The organism is Microcoleus sp. FACHB-831 (genome assembly GCF_014695585.1).
Classification (GTDB): Bacteria; Cyanobacteriota; Cyanobacteriia; order Cyanobacteriales; family FACHB-T130; genus FACHB-831.
In genome coordinates this window covers 97,030-113,427 of record NZ_JACJON010000036.1, presented here as the reverse complement: position 1 = coordinate 113,427, position 16,398 = coordinate 97,030, and the positions used below count along the sequence as shown (strand labels likewise).

17 protein-coding genes are annotated in these 16,398 nt (G+C 46.8%); 6 read left to right on the top strand and 11 right to left on the bottom strand.

Annotated elements, in window-relative coordinates; all coding sequences use genetic code 11:
- Positions 1-33: 33 nt before the first annotated feature.
- From H6F77_RS08535 to H6F77_RS08525, 3 genes are all read right to left on the bottom strand, one after another.
- Positions 34-642, bottom strand: a complete 609-nt coding sequence (locus H6F77_RS08535; protein ID WP_190487499.1) for a J domain-containing protein — start codon at positions 640-642, stop codon at positions 34-36.
- Between the two features lie 204 nt (positions 643-846).
- Positions 847-1,440, bottom strand: a complete 594-nt coding sequence (locus tag H6F77_RS08530; protein ID WP_190487292.1) for an ATP-dependent Clp protease proteolytic subunit — start codon at positions 1,438-1,440, stop codon at positions 847-849.
- A gap of 88 nt (positions 1,441-1,528) precedes the next feature.
- Positions 1,529-2,188, bottom strand: a complete 660-nt coding sequence (locus tag H6F77_RS08525) for an ATP-dependent Clp protease proteolytic subunit (RefSeq protein WP_190487290.1) — start codon at positions 2,186-2,188, stop codon at positions 1,529-1,531.
- Positions 2,189-2,400: 212 nt separating this feature from the next.
- Here H6F77_RS08525 and H6F77_RS08520 point away from each other — a divergent pair, with 212 nt between their 5' ends.
- Positions 2,401-3,642: a vWA domain-containing protein gene (locus tag H6F77_RS08520; protein ID WP_190487288.1), complete on the top strand. Its 1,242-nt coding sequence runs from the start codon at positions 2,401-2,403 to the stop codon at positions 3,640-3,642.
- Between the two features lie 37 nt (positions 3,643-3,679).
- On the opposite strand, the gene H6F77_RS08515 is transcribed toward H6F77_RS08520, so the two are convergent.
- Together H6F77_RS08515 and H6F77_RS08510 are read right to left on the bottom strand one after the other, a co-directional pair.
- Positions 3,680-3,868 (bottom strand): DUF8622 domain-containing protein, encoded by a 189-nt coding sequence (locus H6F77_RS08515; protein WP_190487287.1) that lies wholly within the window; start codon positions 3,866-3,868, stop codon positions 3,680-3,682.
- Positions 3,869-3,872: 4 nt separating this feature from the next.
- Complete coding sequence (locus H6F77_RS08510) at positions 3,873-4,952, bottom strand: PIN/TRAM domain-containing protein (protein WP_190487285.1); 1,080 nt, start codon at positions 4,950-4,952, stop codon at positions 3,873-3,875.
- Positions 4,953-5,047: 95 nt separating this feature from the next.
- Here H6F77_RS08510 and H6F77_RS28300 point away from each other — a divergent pair, with 95 nt between their 5' ends.
- Together H6F77_RS28300 and hemW are read left to right on the top strand one after the other, a co-directional pair.
- Complete coding sequence (locus tag H6F77_RS28300; protein ID WP_255515703.1) at positions 5,048-5,170, top strand: hypothetical protein; 123 nt, start codon at positions 5,048-5,050, stop codon at positions 5,168-5,170.
- Between the two features lie 122 nt (positions 5,171-5,292).
- Positions 5,293-6,552, top strand: coding sequence for a radical SAM family heme chaperone HemW (gene hemW, locus H6F77_RS08505; protein ID WP_190487283.1), 1,260 nt, complete (start codon positions 5,293-5,295; stop codon positions 6,550-6,552).
- A 231-nt stretch (positions 6,553-6,783) separates the two neighbouring features.
- Here the strand turns inward: hemW and H6F77_RS08500 are convergent, their stop codons facing one another.
- The 5 genes from H6F77_RS08500 to H6F77_RS08480 form a co-directional block, all read right to left on the bottom strand.
- On the bottom strand, positions 6,784-7,302 hold the full coding sequence (locus H6F77_RS08500; protein WP_190487281.1) for a L,D-transpeptidase: 519 nt from the start codon (positions 7,300-7,302) through the stop codon (positions 6,784-6,786).
- Positions 7,303-7,540: 238 nt separating this feature from the next.
- Positions 7,541-8,119, bottom strand: a complete 579-nt coding sequence (locus tag H6F77_RS08495; RefSeq protein ID WP_190487279.1) for a hypothetical protein — start codon at positions 8,117-8,119, stop codon at positions 7,541-7,543.
- A 739-nt stretch (positions 8,120-8,858) separates the two neighbouring features.
- The gene (locus tag H6F77_RS08490; RefSeq protein ID WP_190487278.1) at positions 8,859-9,251 is read right to left on the bottom strand and encodes a translation initiation factor; all 393 of its coding nucleotides are present in this window, start codon (positions 9,249-9,251) and stop codon (positions 8,859-8,861) included.
- Positions 9,252-9,374: 123 nt separating this feature from the next.
- On the bottom strand, positions 9,375-9,884 hold the full coding sequence (locus H6F77_RS08485) for a hypothetical protein (protein ID WP_190487276.1): 510 nt from the start codon (positions 9,882-9,884) through the stop codon (positions 9,375-9,377).
- A gap of 826 nt (positions 9,885-10,710) precedes the next feature.
- On the bottom strand, positions 10,711-11,142 hold the full coding sequence (locus H6F77_RS08480; RefSeq protein WP_190487274.1) for a hypothetical protein: 432 nt from the start codon (positions 11,140-11,142) through the stop codon (positions 10,711-10,713).
- A 165-nt stretch (positions 11,143-11,307) separates the two neighbouring features.
- Here H6F77_RS08480 and H6F77_RS08475 point away from each other — a divergent pair, with 165 nt between their 5' ends.
- The 3 genes from H6F77_RS08475 (at position 11,308) to H6F77_RS08465 (ending at position 16,212) form a co-directional block, all read left to right on the top strand.
- A complete protein-coding gene (locus H6F77_RS08475; protein WP_190487272.1) occupies positions 11,308-13,104 on the top strand; it encodes a S8 family peptidase in 1,797 nt (598 codons plus the stop codon).
- Complete coding sequence (locus H6F77_RS08470; RefSeq protein WP_190487270.1) at positions 13,101-13,331, top strand: hypothetical protein; 231 nt, start codon at positions 13,101-13,103, stop codon at positions 13,329-13,331. The genes H6F77_RS08475 and H6F77_RS08470 overlap by 4 nt, the downstream gene beginning before the upstream one ends.
- 400 nt (positions 13,332-13,731) lie before the next feature.
- Positions 13,732-16,212 carry a CHAT domain-containing protein gene (locus H6F77_RS08465; RefSeq protein WP_190487268.1) on the top strand — a complete coding sequence of 827 codons (2,481 nt, stop codon included), beginning with the start codon at positions 13,732-13,734 and terminating at the stop codon, positions 16,210-16,212.
- A 12-nt stretch (positions 16,213-16,224) separates the two neighbouring features.
- Here the strand turns inward: H6F77_RS08465 and H6F77_RS28295 are convergent, their stop codons facing one another.
- Complete coding sequence (locus H6F77_RS28295) at positions 16,225-16,347, bottom strand: hypothetical protein (RefSeq protein WP_255515702.1); 123 nt, start codon at positions 16,345-16,347, stop codon at positions 16,225-16,227.
- Positions 16,348-16,398: the final 51 nt, after the last annotated feature.

Genomic DNA, 16,398 nt, shown 5'->3' with positions numbered 1-16,398 from the left:
TTCTTAATTCAAAACTCAAAACTTAACTCAGTATTAGCGAAATATCTGTTCAATGCGGCGGAAATCTCGTTCTACCTCAGCCCAGAGAGAACGGTTGTGGGGGTCGGTCTTCAGGGCTTTTTTGAGATAATTCCTAGCTTTGTCCAACTGCTTTTCATTTACCAATTGATGACCGCAGCGTTGATATGCGATCGCCTGCCACTGACGCACTTCCATATCTTGGGGAAACCGCTGCGCTAAACCTTCTGCCAGGGCAATCGCGCGGGCAAACTTGCGGGACTTAAGCAGTTGCTGCAACTGTTGGTAAGAATTCCACTTTAGCTTTTGATCGCTTGGCGATAACGGTGGACTATTTGGCACGGGCGGCGGCTTCGGCGTCACCTTAGTCGCCACCGCCGGGTCGTACAAAATATCAGCGTCTGGGGGCTGGCTTGATGTCTGCCTAGCCCCAGATGCAGTTACCACGCTGAGGAGGAACTTGTAAGCCTCCGTCAGCTCCATAAATTTATCGTGGGCTTGCCTGTTTCCAGGGTTAACATCAGGATGATACTGAAATGCCAGACGACGATAAGACGCTTTGATTTCAGTCGCGGAAGATCCCGATCTTAATCCCAACAAGCGATAGCAATCGGCCAGATTCATTAGAGCGATCGCGCAGCTTCCTGCTATCAGCAGATTTTGGATAATGGACAATCTAATTTGTAGAGACGTTGCAGGCAAAGCCTCTACAGACTTTAGACTTTGGACTTCAGACTATAAACTCTAGACCAGTCCCTTACCCATTGTCCACTGTCGATAGTCCATCGTCTATACGCCAATTGGCTTGGTATGGGGGAAAGCGAACTTCTACGGGCGTTCTTCAATCACGCGGTCAATTAGCCCGTATTCCATCGCCTCTTGTGCAGACAAGAAAAAGTCACGATCCATGTCTTTCTCGATTTTCGCTAGCGGCTGACCAGTTTTATCAGCATAAATCTGATTTAGCTGCCGACGAATCCGCAGAATTTCCCGCGCTTCAATCTCAATATCTGTAGCTTGTCCGCGCGTACCGCCAGAGGGTTGGTGGATCATAATCCGCGAGTGGGGCAAAGCCAGCCTTTTGCCTTTTGTCCCAGCTGTCAGCAGGAATGAACCCATAGAAGCCGCCAGACCGACGCAAATTGTCACAACGTCTGACTTGATGTGCTGCATGGTGTCATAGATAGCCATGCCCGACGTGACTACGCCACCAGGAGAGTTGATGTAGAGAAAAATATCCTTACCTGGATCTTCAGAATCCAGATAAAGCATGACGGCAATTATCTGGTTAGCCAGTTCATCATCAACGTCTTTGCCCAGGAAAATAATCCGTTCTCGGTAGAGGCGATTGTAGATATCAATCCACTGGGTATATTGCTCTCCAGGTAGCCGATACGGAACTTTAGGGACGCCAATAGGCATAATACGGCACTCCGAAATCAGTTTTGAGTTGATTGTTGATTATCGATCGTTAAATGCGATCGCTTTTGAAAAAAGGAACCACTAGCCCCTAGAGGACACCCGCGGGCAGCGGCGTAGGCAAATCTTGTGCCGACTCTAGAACCACGTCGATTAAGCCGTATTCCTTAGCCTGCTGGGGTGTCAAGTACAACAACCTATCCATATCCTTGGCAATTTTTTCAGTATTCTGACCAGTGTTGCGCGACAGGATATCAATCATGGTTGCCTTATTTGCCAGCACTTCTTTAGCGCGGATTTGAATATCCGTCGCCTGACCGCGAGCATAGCTCTTGCTTTGGTGCAGGATAATCGTGGCATTGGGGAGACTGGCGCGAAAGCCTTTAGTGCCAGCGGAGAGCAACATCGCCGCCATTCCCATCGCCGAACCGATGCAGATGGTCTGGATAGGCGGCTTAATGTAGTTCATCGTGTCGCAAATGGCGAAGGCTTCGGTTTCAAAACCTATCGGTTCGCCGTCGTAACGCGATGTACCAGTGGAATTGATGTATATTTTGATCGGTTTGTCTGGGTCTTCGTACTGCAAATACAGCAGTTCAGCGATTATCAGTTCCGTTACCGCTGCCACCAATGGCATTCCCAGATAGACAATCCGCTCCTTTAAAAGCAGAGAGGGTAAGTCTGGTGGCGGTGTCCGGTAAAAGTTATCGCCGTAGTAGGGAGATTGAACAGCCTTTATAGGTGAGTCCATAGCCTTTGGTTCGCTGCAATAATGGCGCTATCTTTAAAAATAGTAGCGCTTTGAACGTGGCTGTGGCATACCACCCGATTGCACTGACGGCTGTGAAGGCAGCCTACTGTCAGTAGTATGTGTACGCTAATTTACAAATTTTCTTCCGTAGAAGCGGCGTTTTGCCGTGAGGTTATTCGTATATCTTCTCGCCTTAACTGGAGTCTTATCCCATGAAAGTTGGTTTGCAGCCTGCTCTGAATGATGCCAATGTTGATGCCACTCAAGCAAGTAGCCAGCGTCAACTATCGATTTCTCTGTCGGCTCTTGCTGGCGATACAGAACGGAACGTGCCGCTTAACTTGTGCCTGATTCTCGATCGCAGCGGCTCGATGAGGGGGCGCCCTATGGAAATTGTCAAACAGGCAGCACAAAGCCTGATCGAGCGTCTTAACCCTGGCGATCGCATCTCTGTTGTCGCCTTCGATCACCGCGCCAAAGTCATCGTCCCCAATCAAGTCGTAAATGATACCGCCAAACTGAAAAACCAGATTGCTTCTCTAAGCGCTGATGGTGGCACGGCTATCGATGAAGGGATGAAGCTGGCAATTGAAGAACTGGCTAAGGGTAAAAAAGATACCGTATCCCAAGCATTTCTACTGACAGATGGCGAGAACGAACACGGTGACAACAAAAAATGTCTCAAATTAGCTCAACTTGCGACTGAGTATAAACTGACTCTAAATACTCTGGGATTTGGCGAACACTGGAACCAGGACATTTTAGAAAAAATTGCCGATGGAGCAGGCGGAACTCTAGCTTACATTGAGCATCCAGAACAGGCATTAAATGAGTTTGGGCGTCTGTTCAACCGCGCTCAGTCCGTCGCCTTAACCAATGCTTATTTGCTACTGGATCTGATGCCCAAGGTGCGTCTGGCTGAACTCAAACCCATCGCTCAAGTAGCACCGGACACGATTGAACTCCCAGTGCAACAAGAAGGCAGCAAATTAGTCGTGCGGCTGGGCGACTTGATGAAGGATGTAGAAAGGGTGATTTTGGCTACCCTGTACCTGGGGCAGTTGCCGGAAGGTAGACAAGCGATCGCCAACGTGCAAGTGCGCTACGATCACCCTGCTATTGGCAAGGAAGGGTTACTCACCGAACTCCTGCCCATCGAGGCAAACTTTGTCAGGTCTTACCAACCCGCTCCCAATCAAGACGTGCAACAGTCTATCCTGGCATTGGCTAAGTATAGGCAAACTCAAATGGCTGAGGCTAAATTGCAACAGGGCGATCGCGCTGGTGCTGCCACAATGTTACAAACTGCCGCCAAAACTGCCCTGCAAATGGGAGACAAAGGAGCAGCAACTGTCCTGCAAACCAGCGCCACGCGCTTACAATCAGGCCAGGAACTCTCGGAAGCTGATAAAAAGAAAACCCGCATTGTCTCTAAAACGATTTTGCAGGAATGAAAAAATAAAGGTGGGCATTGCCCACCTTTATTTTTCTTTAAGAGCGCTTTTTCCTAGCTTTCCAAGTACCGCCGTAGGCATAAAAAGGATTATTTTGACTTAAGTAAGGCCAACACTTCTCGCACGCAAAAATCCATTCACCCGACTCATCGCACTGCACCCTATAAAGAATCGCTGCGTTTTGCCCGCAGCGATCGCAGTTTTTGACTCGAATTGGCCGAGGCATTAGCTTAAGCAACCACAGAAGCTTGAGGTCTGGCGAAAATCATTCGTCCTGCTGAAGTCTGCAAGGCACTGGTTACAACAACCCTTAGTTCCCCGCCAACGTAGCCGCGTCCTTCTTCCACAACAACCATCGTGCCATCATCTAGATAACCGATGCCTTGAGCTGGTTCTTTGCCTTCCTTAAGAATTTTCAGGTCAATGTTGTCACCAGGCAGATAAATCGGACGAATCGCCTGCGCTAAATCGTTGATATTCAGAACCGACACCTTTTGTAACGAAGCGACTTTACTCAAGTTGTAGTCGTTCGTCAACAGGGTCGCGTTAATTTCTTGCGCGAAACGAATTAATTTGGCATCAACTGTCGGAACGTCATCGTAGGTGTCTGGATGAATGACAATACGTTCTGTGAAAGCAACCTTTATCCTGTTAAGGATATCCAGCCCCCTGCGTCCCCGAACCCGCTTTTGGTCGTTGGAGGCATCAGCAAGCTGTTGCAACTCCTGTAATACAAACTGCGGTACGAGGATTTGACCCTCGATAAATCCAGTGTCCAGAAGTTGTTCGAGACGACCGTCGATGATGCAACTGGTGTCTAAAACTTTGGTAATTGCTGGTTTGAGCGTCCCTTCAGCTACTAGCATCGTCTCAACAGAGTTGGGATTTATTAGTCTCAAGAAGGAGCGACCGTGCGTATCGGCTAGGGTGACACCCAAGTAGGAGAACATCACGCTACCTAGAATAGCAACTAGGGGCTTAGTAAAGGCAAAGTCTATCGGCACTGGCAGCAAGAAAATTGGAGCCAGCATCAGGTTAGCTATTAAAAGGCCAATAACTAAGCCGATGGAACGGGTTAATATAACTTCGACGGGCATTTGACGGACTTGCGCTTCCAGGCGACGATAGGCTGTTTGTACGGTTAAGCCAATCGCACCTCCAATTAGGGCACCAAACCCCGCTGTGACTAAGCGCAAAGCGTCCAGATTGGTTACTTTAGCGAGCATATCTTGCGGCAGCAATTCAATGCTGTCGAATCCTATACCTGCCGCTGCTATGATGAGTAAAATAATTATGATGGCATCGAGCATTTTTTGCTCCAATTGATAATGGTGGTAATTCCTAAGTAGGAATTCAAACAAAAAATAAAACTAGATTCTGTTTGCACATTCATTATATCTTTTAGGTGGGTCAGCTCTTTTCGGTTAACCGACGCCGGAGGAGCAAGTTAATATTTAGCGATCGCCATCGCGGCTTAACTCAAGACCAAAGTGCTTTATCCATCAGCCTTTGCCTTGCGATCGCCTAAATGCCTGAACTCGCTTTTGCGTCCCTAGAGCAGTTTGATCGCCTAAAAATTTTAGTAAATTAACAAGTATTAATCACCCGATTAAGAATTGATCGTCTAGCCCCAGTATTGTTGTAAATTACGTGTTAGCTCCTTTAAATAAAGATGAAAAAGTCATAGGTTTTGGTATTCCCAGTTCCGCCTATGTCCATATTCCCTTCTGCCGCCGTCGATGTTATTACTGTGATTTTCCTATCTCTGTAGTTGGGGATCGCAAGGCTGGTAACAACTCTGGAGCGATCGCCAACTATGTCGATGTTCTGTGTCAGGAAATTAACATTACCCCAACTTTTGGGAAACCGTTAGCAACGGTTTTCTTGGGCGGGGGCACACCGTCGCTTTTGTCGGTGACGCAGTTAGGACAAATACTTGATAAGCTTGAACGGCATTTTGGCATTGCCGCCGATGCTGAGATTTCTATGGAAATGGACCCAGGTACTTTTGACTGGGAACAACTCAAAGGCTATCGCGATGCCGGAGTAAACCGCATCAGTCTGGGGGTGCAAGCTTTTCAGCCAGAACTTTTGCAAGTGTGCGGGCGATCGCACTCTGTACCTGATATATTCGCAGCAGTTGAGCTAATTGGCAAAGTAGACTTTGCACATTTCAGCTTAGACTTAATTTCTGGCTTGCCGCATCAAACATTAGAACAATGGCAGCAGTCTTTAGAAATGGCGGTGGCGATCGCTAGCAATCATATCTCAATTTATGACCTGCAAATCGAGCCTGTCACCGCCTTCGGTCGCCAGTATCAACCCGGTGCCAAACCGCTACCGACTGATGAAACCACAGCGCAGATGTACCGACTGGCAAAACAAGTCCTCAACGCTGGCGGTTACGAACACTATGAAATTTCTAATTATGCCCAGCCCGGACATCAGTGCCGTCACAATCGAGTTTACTGGGAAAATCATCCTTACTATGCCTTTGGAATGGGAGCCGCAAGCTACCTTAATAGGCAACGATTCACCCGCCCCCGCAAAACGCGAGAATACTACGAATGGGTGCAAGAATTAATTGATGCTGGTGGCGTGCTGGATTGCCCTCAAATATCTGCAATTGACGTACTGTTAGAAACCTTAATGTTGGGGTTGCGTTTGGCAGAAGGTTTGAGTTTGTCCACCTTGGCTGAAGATTTCGGCGAAAAAACTTTGGAACGCATTTGGGCTTGTTTGCAGCCATACTACTTACAAGGTTGGGTGGAAATAGTTACCCCGTCAGTAGAAGTGCTGGATATTGATGCCAAAAAACTTCCAACAGTTGGGCAGCTTAGGTTAAACGATCCGGATGGATTTTTGTTTTCTAATACTATTCTTGCTGATTTGTTCAGCGAACTGGGGTAATTTAGAGGGCGAAATTGCTGATAAAAATTCCCGCTAGCGAAATTCTATATAGCGATTCTCAATTCCCAAATAAATCCGTACTGTCGCAATACTTTGCGCCCTAGACTAAGCCTATGAGTACCAGTTAGCGCTATGTTATTGCCATGTCCCGCTGGAAGCTAAAACTAAAGCTTGTTAGCCAACTGGGCAATTTTATACACCTCAGTTGTTAATATTTTGTATAAAACACAGCTATGGTACTACTGTTACTGGCGTTCCCAAACTAACTTGATAAAATAATTCTTCAACATCCTTGTTATACATCCGAATGCAACCGTGAGATGCTTCTTTCCCTACTGACTCAGGATTAGGCGTACCGTGAAAACCAATCCAATTGGTATTATCTGTCCAAAATCCAATCCAATATTTCCCTAGAGGATTTTCTTTAGTTCCTCCTGGAATAACCTGCCCCGTTAGTGGGTTGATCCAACCCGGTTTCTCCAACATTTGCATTACCTGGAAATTACCAGTTGGGGTTCTCCAACCTGCGCGGCCTATTGCAATCGGGTAACTTTTAATTGGCCTGTTTTCGGAATAAACGGTTACTCGGCGGCGGCGTAGGCTGATCTCTAAACGGAGTGGTTGACTAATAAAATTAGATTCACTATTAGTAACTTCTCTAAGTATTTCAGCAGCTAATGATACTTGAGGGCTAGATAATAAGCCAAATATTAATATTAAACTAGCAAAAAATAGCGATTTTTTTAGCATATTAAAAATTAGCTTAAATGCAACATTTCTCCATTAAAACTGAAATTAGAAAAATTTTATATCACTTCCGCAAGCAACCTGGGTTTCTCGGCTAGTGTCTGCGCGAGTTGCTAAGTACAAAGAGACTATTTATTACCCAAGTGCTTAAACGGAAGTGATATTAAAAAGGTGAAGCGATAAATAAAATAAGCTTCACAGGTTTGGCAGTCTTTCTATGGGTAGAAAGACTGTCTGGAAATTACCAGAGCGCTCTTACAGCGCCGCCGCTAGCGCCACCATTTCCTGTGGTCGAGCCGCCGTTATTCAATTGCCCGCCGTTGGTTGTGGAGCCACCTGTATTGTTTTGGTAGCTGCCTGTGGTCGAGCCGCCAGTATTCCTTTGTCCATCGTCTGTTGTCGCAGGAGCCGAGGGACTGTTATTTAATTGCCCGCCGTTGTTTGTGGAGCCACCTGTATTGTTTTGGTCGCTACCTGTGGTCGCTCCGCCGTTATTCAATTGCCCGCCGTTGGTTGTCGCAGGAGCCGAGGGAGTGCTATTTAATTGCCCGCCGTTGGTTGTGGAGCCACCTGTATTGTTTTGACCGCCGCCTGTGGTCGAGCCGCCGGTATTCCTTTGCCCATCGTCTGTTGTCGCAGGAGCCGAGGGAGTGTTATTTAATTGCCCGCCGTTGGTTGTGGAGCCACCGTTATTTAATTGGCCACTTCCTGATGTACCTTGAGCTAATACTGGCACGCTAAAAATCAAGCTAGCCGTAGCAACTCCGGCGGCGATCGCCAAATTTTTGATTGACAGTTTTTTCTGATTTTGTACGTTCATGGGAATTTCCTTGTTTTATGCGAAATAAATTCCGATATTCTATGGAATCTTGGTAAAAACAAACTTTTTTGATGAGCAACAAATTGAAAATGTAATGAAATTGCTTTTTTTTTGCAAAATTGGAAAAAATTTGTTGCAGCTCTTATTTAAAATTTAACTATCTTATTTTTTATACTCGTCCGCCTAAAGTTCTGGATCGTATTAATGTAGTGAGTATCCATAAATACAAACTTTTATTACACTAAATTGCTCTCTTTAAATTCCTTAAAAACTAATTAAATAAATGCCACGCCATGAAAGATATGAGGTTAGGGAGAATCGGCGTATTTTTACACTTAACCATTTGTCCAAATCTTCCTATATGCGTACAATTCGGCTAAAGCTTTTACACTTGTCAGGTTGAGCAAAGGGAAACACACGAGAAGCGAAGCAGTGGTGCTATTGGCTCAGAAACCCCATTAGCAAGTGATAGGCTAGGCTAACACCTAAACGGAACGTAGAGCGAGTTTAAGACTGCATTAAGACCAGCCCAAATGACTTTTTTATGCTTGGCAATAGCTAAATTACTGAACCTGCCTGATGGTACAAGTTTCGCCACTTAGAAGCGATGGTAATAAAACAAAAGGCAGTGACGAGTAACGCCACTGCCTTCTTTGCTATTTATTGCTAACAGCTTTAAAACCAACTACATATTCGCCGCTAGATCAAAGCGATCGCCCAAAATCGTAGACCAACTTAACTAGGCGTATTCATCTGCCGGATCGCCATATGGATCTTCGCTGGCTGGGCTGATATCCGCAATTTGTCCGTATTCATCTGCCGGATCTCCATAGGGATCTTCACTTGCTGGACGAATGTCAGCAAACTGCCCATATTCATCTGCCGGATCTCCGTAGGGATCTTCACTTGCTGGACGAATGTCAGCAAACTGCCCATATTCATCTGCGGGATCTCCGTAGGGGTCTTCGCTGGCTGGGCGAACGTCGCCAAACTCACCAAAGTCTGCGGGATCGCCATATGGATCTTCGCTGGCTGGGCGAACCTCGCGATCGTACTCGGCGTTTTGATCGTATCCCTCATCTTGGGAGCCAAAGACGGCATCCTGTACCTTTTTAAAAAACCCATCTACCATGATTGTTCTCCTTACTAAATCGGTATGGAACGGCTGTGTAGAGGGTAAAGATTTATTCTCTATGGCCGTTGTGTTGTTCTGTGTTTTATCGTCGCATCTGTACAACGTCGAGCTTAACAACAGTTACGGCGCTGTTTGTGCTGGTACCGCATCCGATCCCAGCTCAGTTAAATCTTTTCCTGTGGATCTGTTGTTATAGCCCTGAAAATCTCGATATCTTTCCGCTTCCTCTGGGGGTACTTGAATTCCTTCTTTTGGTGGCGTTACCCAAATAGCTTTACCCTGAGCATCCCGGTAGTAAACGCGCCCGTTCTTAGAGAGGTAGTATTTGCCCTGCGCCCCTTGACCTTGCTTGTTCTTGTGCTGGTTGTAGAGATAGTAAAGGGCAGCAGCTCCCGCTAAGGTGATTGCAACTTTCTGGCCTGTTGACAATCCTTTCTTGGCTTGGGGTTGCCGTGCGGGGGGAGGATTGGACGCTCTGCGGGTATTAGCAGCAGGAGCGTCAACGGGAGGTGGTGCAGAACTTTGTTCTCCTCCTCCACAGGCAGTCAAAAAAGGAACTGATAGCAGCGCTGAAAGCACCAGTGCCATTATACGCATTAATCTTCTACGCTCTGGGTAAACTTGATTCATTGCATCACCTGATAGCGGAGCTATACGACGAAATGTTATGGGGCCGTTTGCGAACCTGCGCTGCTACTACAACAATGCCAGTAAATGCAAACAATTATAAGGCCACTGCTGAATGGCCTTAACAGCACAGGATTTGCTTTTATATAGATCTTTCTAAAATTTGACAATAAATTTATCTAGCCCTAGATAGAAGTTTCTGATAGTGGTAGTTCATCCCAAGGGAATATCGTGTAAGTGAGTAAGTAGGCGATCGCCACTAACCTGAAAACAGCAAACCAGGTTTTCTGCTTTGAAAAGGGGGCTGGGTACACACTATTTTTAGGATTATTTCCAACGCCCACTTAATAAGCGTGTCTGGTCAATAAGTTACAAATGTTAACTGCAATAAGCTTACTTGAACCACCTACTAAGCAAGTAAAAAGTTAAAACACAAAGCAAGAAAACCTATAGGTTTCAAGACTTTTGGACAGTGCCTGTCCGCAATAATATTTACAGACCTCCCAGGAATATTATTCAAATAATATTTATAATTGCCTGCATACTAAATTTTCTTCTTCAACTTTTACAGCGTCGCCATGCGACTTTAGCGATCGCCTCTTCCAGAAGAGAAGATTATTTGGCGTCTAAATAACTAGATAAAAAGCTTTATTAAAAAAGTTTATATAAGAAATAATAACAAGTAAGAATATAGCTTCTACGTTAAAAAAAACATAGATAAGCTTGGGAAAGACTTAAAAAAAGCAATTGCCTGATCAGAGCGATCGCGCGGGCTTTGAAGTTGAGAATTTATTGGCGATCGCTTTTATCTACAAAATTAATAACTTCACTAGCTTGGCTCAGACTGCAACTGATGCAATTCCTTTTGTAAAAACTTACCCCATTCTGCTGCTAGAGGAATTTCTGTAAAAGGAATTTTGATGGAAGCCGAGGTATTAGAGGGTAAAAATTCCAAAGCAACAGCACGACCTTTGTCCGGCGGCGCTTGCATATCAACTGGCTGTTCATCCACAAGCAAGCGAATCGATTGCACCTCTTTAAGAGAAAATGTTGCTAAATTTACTGGCCCTTGGCGCGTAGGTTTTCCCCAAGTCAAATCGCTGTCTTTTTGACCGAGGACAGCATAGATATCATATTTAGCCCGCTCGAACCCAGAAGCCCAGTTGCGATAAGCTTCAACTTTTTGATACTCGTTCCACCCTTGCTGGGCTAGCCAGATAAACGCTCCCAGGAGAGGTAACCAGAGAAGACCCTTTTCCATTAGAAAACTTACACTCTAAAAAACAAATTAGTTATCATCAAATATTACTACCAGATACAGGTAGCTCTGAGTTATGGTAGTGGATCATAGCAAAGCTCAAAGCGGAAACGAGTCAGCTTTAAGCATTGACTATAAATAAACTGGCACTAAGGGTAACGTGTTGGTATGAGAAAGGTTTTCATAGCGTGTTTGTTTTTATTAGGGTTAGGCTGGGCCTTGTTTAACTTCAAGGGACTGGCAACTCAGGGCAAATTTGACAGCATTGTGCTGGACTTCCGCGACGATGTTCCAGCAGCAGTGCTAGACGAGAAAATAGCAGCGATCGCAAGACAATACAACGTCGAACCGATCTTCAACAGCGAGTTTTCAGCAAAAGACCACGTATATATAGTTGAGGGCGATCGCAAACTACTCAACGCCCTGAAAAAGTCCGACATAGCAAAGCAAACGGAATTCATCGAGCCAAATTACATCTACAACGCCTATGGCGTTCCCAACGATCCAGACTACAGCAAACAGTGGAACCTGCGTAGCATAAACGTCGAGTCAGCTTGGGACGAAACTAAAGGCGCAGGCGTCACCGTCGCAGTCATCGACACAGGTGTTAGCGTCGTTCCCGACTTAAAAGACACCAAATTTGTCCCAGGCTACGACTTCGTTAACAACAAAGAAAACGCCGATGACGATAACGGACACGGCACCCACGTTGCGGGTACAGTAGCCCAAGCCACCAACAACGGCTATGGTGTAGCTGGCGTTGCTTACGAAGCCAGTATCATGCCCCTCAAAGTATTGAGTGGGAGTGGGGGCGGTACAGTTTCCGATATTGCAGAAGCAATTAAATTTGCTGCCGACAACGGTGCTGGCGTAATTAACATGAGCTTGGGTGGTGGCGGTGAAAGCCAACTCATGCAAGAAGCAATCGAATACGCCCACAGCAAAGGCGTTGTCATAGTAGCAGCCGCAGGCAACTCCGACGAAAATGAAGCCTCCTACCCAGCCAGATATCCCCGCGTTATTGGGGTTTCTGCCTTAAATTCTGCGGGTGAAAAAGCATTCTACTCCAGCTACGGTGCAGGTGTAGATATCTCAGCCCCCGGTGGAGACACCAGCAAGAATCAATTAGGTGGGATTCTGCAAGAAACCATTGGCTACGATGACGAGGGCAATATCATCACCAACTTTGCCGCTTACCAAGGCACAAGTATGGCAGCGCCCCACGTTGCGGGTGTTGCAGCGTTGGTGAAAGCCTCTGGAATCACCGAACCCGATGAAGTTTTAAGCGTCCTCAAGCAGTCAGCACGGGCTGTTGCCGAAGATCCGCTGAACCACTTCGGTTCGGGTCATCTGGATGCAGGTGCAGCGGTCAAACTCGCGCTGCGGGGACAAATTACCTTCAAGGACTTCTTCCGCTGGCTGCGGGATAACGGCTATCTCAGCCCCCGCTTTTGGCTGGATGGCGGTGCTGTGGCGCTGTTGCCCAAGATTGCGATGGTGTTGGGTTCTTATATGCTTGCCTGGTTCTTGCGGAATTATTTCCCTTGGGCAGGAATGGGGGTAATTCAGTTACACACCGGACTGATTGCAGGTAGTTCTGGCTTATTTTTCCTACGCGGATTTTATATCTTTGACCTTCCCCAATGGCCCTTCCGAGTAATGGGCAGTTCTATTCCCGAATTGGGTGGCGCGGTTCAGGGAAGTACTCTGTTGAATCCGATTTTAGCCAGCGTGTTGGTTCCCTTGATTTTAGTAGTGCTGTTGCTGGGACACCAAAGCTGGAAATGGTTGGCGATTGGATCGGCGGTGGGTGTGGCATCCTGTTTAGCAGTGAGTGCGGTTGTAGATCCAGCAATGCTGTGGTTGGGTGATGGCGCGATCGCTCGCACCTTCCTAATCGTCAATGCTTTGCTGTGTGTTGGAATCGCCTACTTAGCAAGCAAAGGAGAACACCAAACCGCATGAGTATCAGCGTAGACGGTACTATCGAACGCAAAGGATTCGGCCCAGGCACTTGGGCACTGGTTGCAGAGTCGGGCGAAACTTACGAACTCAAGGACCCCCCATCTGAGTTGCGGAAATCGGGACTCAAAGTGAAAGTCAAAGGTGAGGTGCGTAAGGATGTTATGACTTTCGCCATGATTGGCCCCGTTTTGGAAGTCAAATCCTTTGATGTAGTAAGTTCAGACTAGGCTATTTTAGATTTTGGATTTTTAATCGAATCCAAAATCTAAAATCCGAAATAAAAAAATCCCCGGCTCAAACCGGTGAGCCAGGGGAAGTCAATCAGGGTGCATCTACCAATCTACTGTTCGTCAGTTAGGGACAAGATCCGGATAGCTTGCCAGAAAATTTCGCGTCTAGTCGCCGAACTCGATGCGGAATGCTATAAAAATCAAAATTTTTTAAGCTTTGTTAGTACTATCAGGATATTTAAGAAAATCTAGCGTTGACAGTTATACAGATTGAATGCAGCCCAACTGGAAACTTTGAGCAAGTTGTATCAATCTAGAAATAGAAGGGAACAATTCTTTCTCAAGGCTAAGGCCGTTTCCAAAATTTCTATAAAATTTATATCTGAAGAAAGAGTGCATGTCACCAGTAGCCCACGAATTTAATATCTCTGTAACTCCTTTAAAGGCGCAAGACGAATACCTGGTGCGAAGAGAATGGGGCGCACCGGGGGTTCCCGTTGCCCAAGAGCAGGTGAGATGGCCTGTAGATGATTGGTTGGCGATCGCGGGGCAACTGATGAATGACCCCTTATCTGAGTTGCTGCAAGCTGCGCCCTCACGAGGGGGAAATGGAGACTGGCTGGGAAATTCATCCTCTCCAAATTTAGTGGCGCTGGGACAGGAACTTCACGACGCTTTATTTAAAGACAGCCTGCGAGATAGCTGGCTGATAGCTCAAGCCCTAGCAGAGCGCGATCGCTCGGTTTTGCGGCTGCGTCTGGGACTGGGACTAAAAGACACGCGCTTGCTCCGCCTGCCTTGGGAAGTCTTGCACGCAGACGATCGCCCCCTAGCGACGGGCACTGATGTAGCTTTTTCTCGCTACGAACTGACAACAGGATTGAGGACTCCAACCTCAACCCTATCAGGCGATCGCAATCAACCGCTAAAAATTTTGATGGTGATCGCTGGTCCCACCGATCAAGAAACTCTGGCACTCAAACAAGAAGCCAGCCACTTGCAAGAAGAACTCCGCCGCCATTCTAGTCAGAACTCGCCCACCATTGAACTCGAACTTCTCGAACAGCCAGGACGCGAGCAACTAACCCAAGCCCTAGAACAAGGCCAGTACAACGTTTTCCACTACGCAGGTCACAGCAACCTGGGCGTATCCGGCGGCGATTTATACCTCGTTAGCGGCAGAACCGGATTAACTGAGACGTTAAGCGGAGACGACCTTGCTGGATTGCTGGTTAATAATGGCGTCCAAATGGCAGTCTTTAATTCATGCCGAGGAGCCTATACAGCATCGGGATCGGACGCAGACACCGGGAGAGAACAAAACCTCATACAAGCATTAGTCAAGCGCAGGATTCCCAGCGTCTTAGCAATGGCAGAACGGATTCCCGATGAGGTAGCGCTGACTCTCACCCGGCTGTTTTACCGCAACCTCAAAGAAGGTTATCCCATTGACTTGAGTTTGAGTCGGGCGCGGCAGGGGTTAATTTCTTCCTATGGGTCCAACAATCTGTACTGGGCTTTGCCTGTTCTATATCTCGATTCAAAATTTGATGGATTGCTCACCAGGAGTAATGACCCAGCGGAATTAGCAAAACGCCTCGCTTTACCCGATCCAAGTGAAGCTATTGCAGCTTGGGAGGAAGAAGTGCCCGAAGAGTCGCCCGCTTTAGCTGCATCTAGGTTCCTTGATTATGATGATGACTTGGGTTTGCTGCCGGAGGATGACTGGGTTGGCTATGACGATGACGCACCGCCAGGTTTTTTGGATGAGGGCGACGACGATGCAGAGGCGCTGGTTGCAGATTTGTTTCGGCAGTTGCCTAAGCCGAATGCCGCAACAGAGCAATCGGTAGCGCAGGCTTCTAACTTAGAAAATCGGTTGCCATCTGGGGCAGAATCTAGAAATCAGAGTTTAAAAGCCCCGATACAAACTCCAGACGCAAAAAGTCAAACCCCAAAAGGGGAAACGCCTGGTTTAGAGAATTCAAAAATAAAAGCTTCTGGCTCCCTGCTGGGGAATTCTAAGTCACAAAAGGGCTGGAAACGAAGCTTCAAAGGTGTTCCGGTTGTTTTTATGGGTTTGGGGGCTTTAGGCTTAGCAGCGATCGCTCTATTGGGTTTTTGGTTGTTGCAAAACCGCGATCCCCAACCAGATGAGTTATTGCGTAGGGCTAACCTTCCAGCGTCGCTTTCCCAAAGTCAGGTTGAAAACTCCAAAAACCTCAATTTGAAGAAAGCTGAAACCAACGCTGTTACAGGAATTGCTGTTGACCAGTTTAGTCGCGGAGACTTAAACGGGGGTGTTGTAGCTGTCGAAGAACTGCTGAACAGAGAGGCACTAAAGCCGGCTGAGGCAGCACTTGCCGCCGTACCCAAACAGCAACTTGATAACCCTAAAATTAGCTTTCTCCGGGGTCGTTTGGCGTGGCAGTCTGTGCAAACGGGAGCGAAGGATTTCAGTATAGATGATGCCCGTCGTTACTGGGAACTTGCTGATAAAAAGCAACCCAATACTGGTAGTTATCTCAACGCTCTCGGCTTTGCTTACTATGCTGAAGGCAAGTTCGATCAGGCTATTAAAGTTTGGTTTGAGGCGCTGTCTAAGGTTGAAGATAAGCCAGCAGGTTCAACGGCTGGAGCGTTGTCTAAAAAAGATGCGTTGAACACTTACGCTGGGTTAGCACTGGCCCTAAAGCAATCGGCTCAAAAACAGCCGCCGGAAAAGCGGGGGACTTTGCTAAATGCATCGAAGAAGATGAGCCAAAAGGTGATGTCTGACGATCCTGTTAATTTTCAAGCGAATGCGCTTAGTAAAAACTGGTTGTGGACAGAAAAAGCGATTAAAGATTGGCGATCGCTCCAAACAGCAAAAGGCTAGGCAATTACCTTTTTAAATTGCCTTAAACCGCGCTGCTATCTTCATGTAAGTGTTTGAATGTAGCACGCGATCGCTCATATTAAACCCATTACCTGCTCGCCTTATAGGCAAGGCTGGTAATGGGTTATTAGTCATTTTTAGTCGAGGTAATTTAACTCTAGTTAAATTACCTCTTCCTTAAAGTCA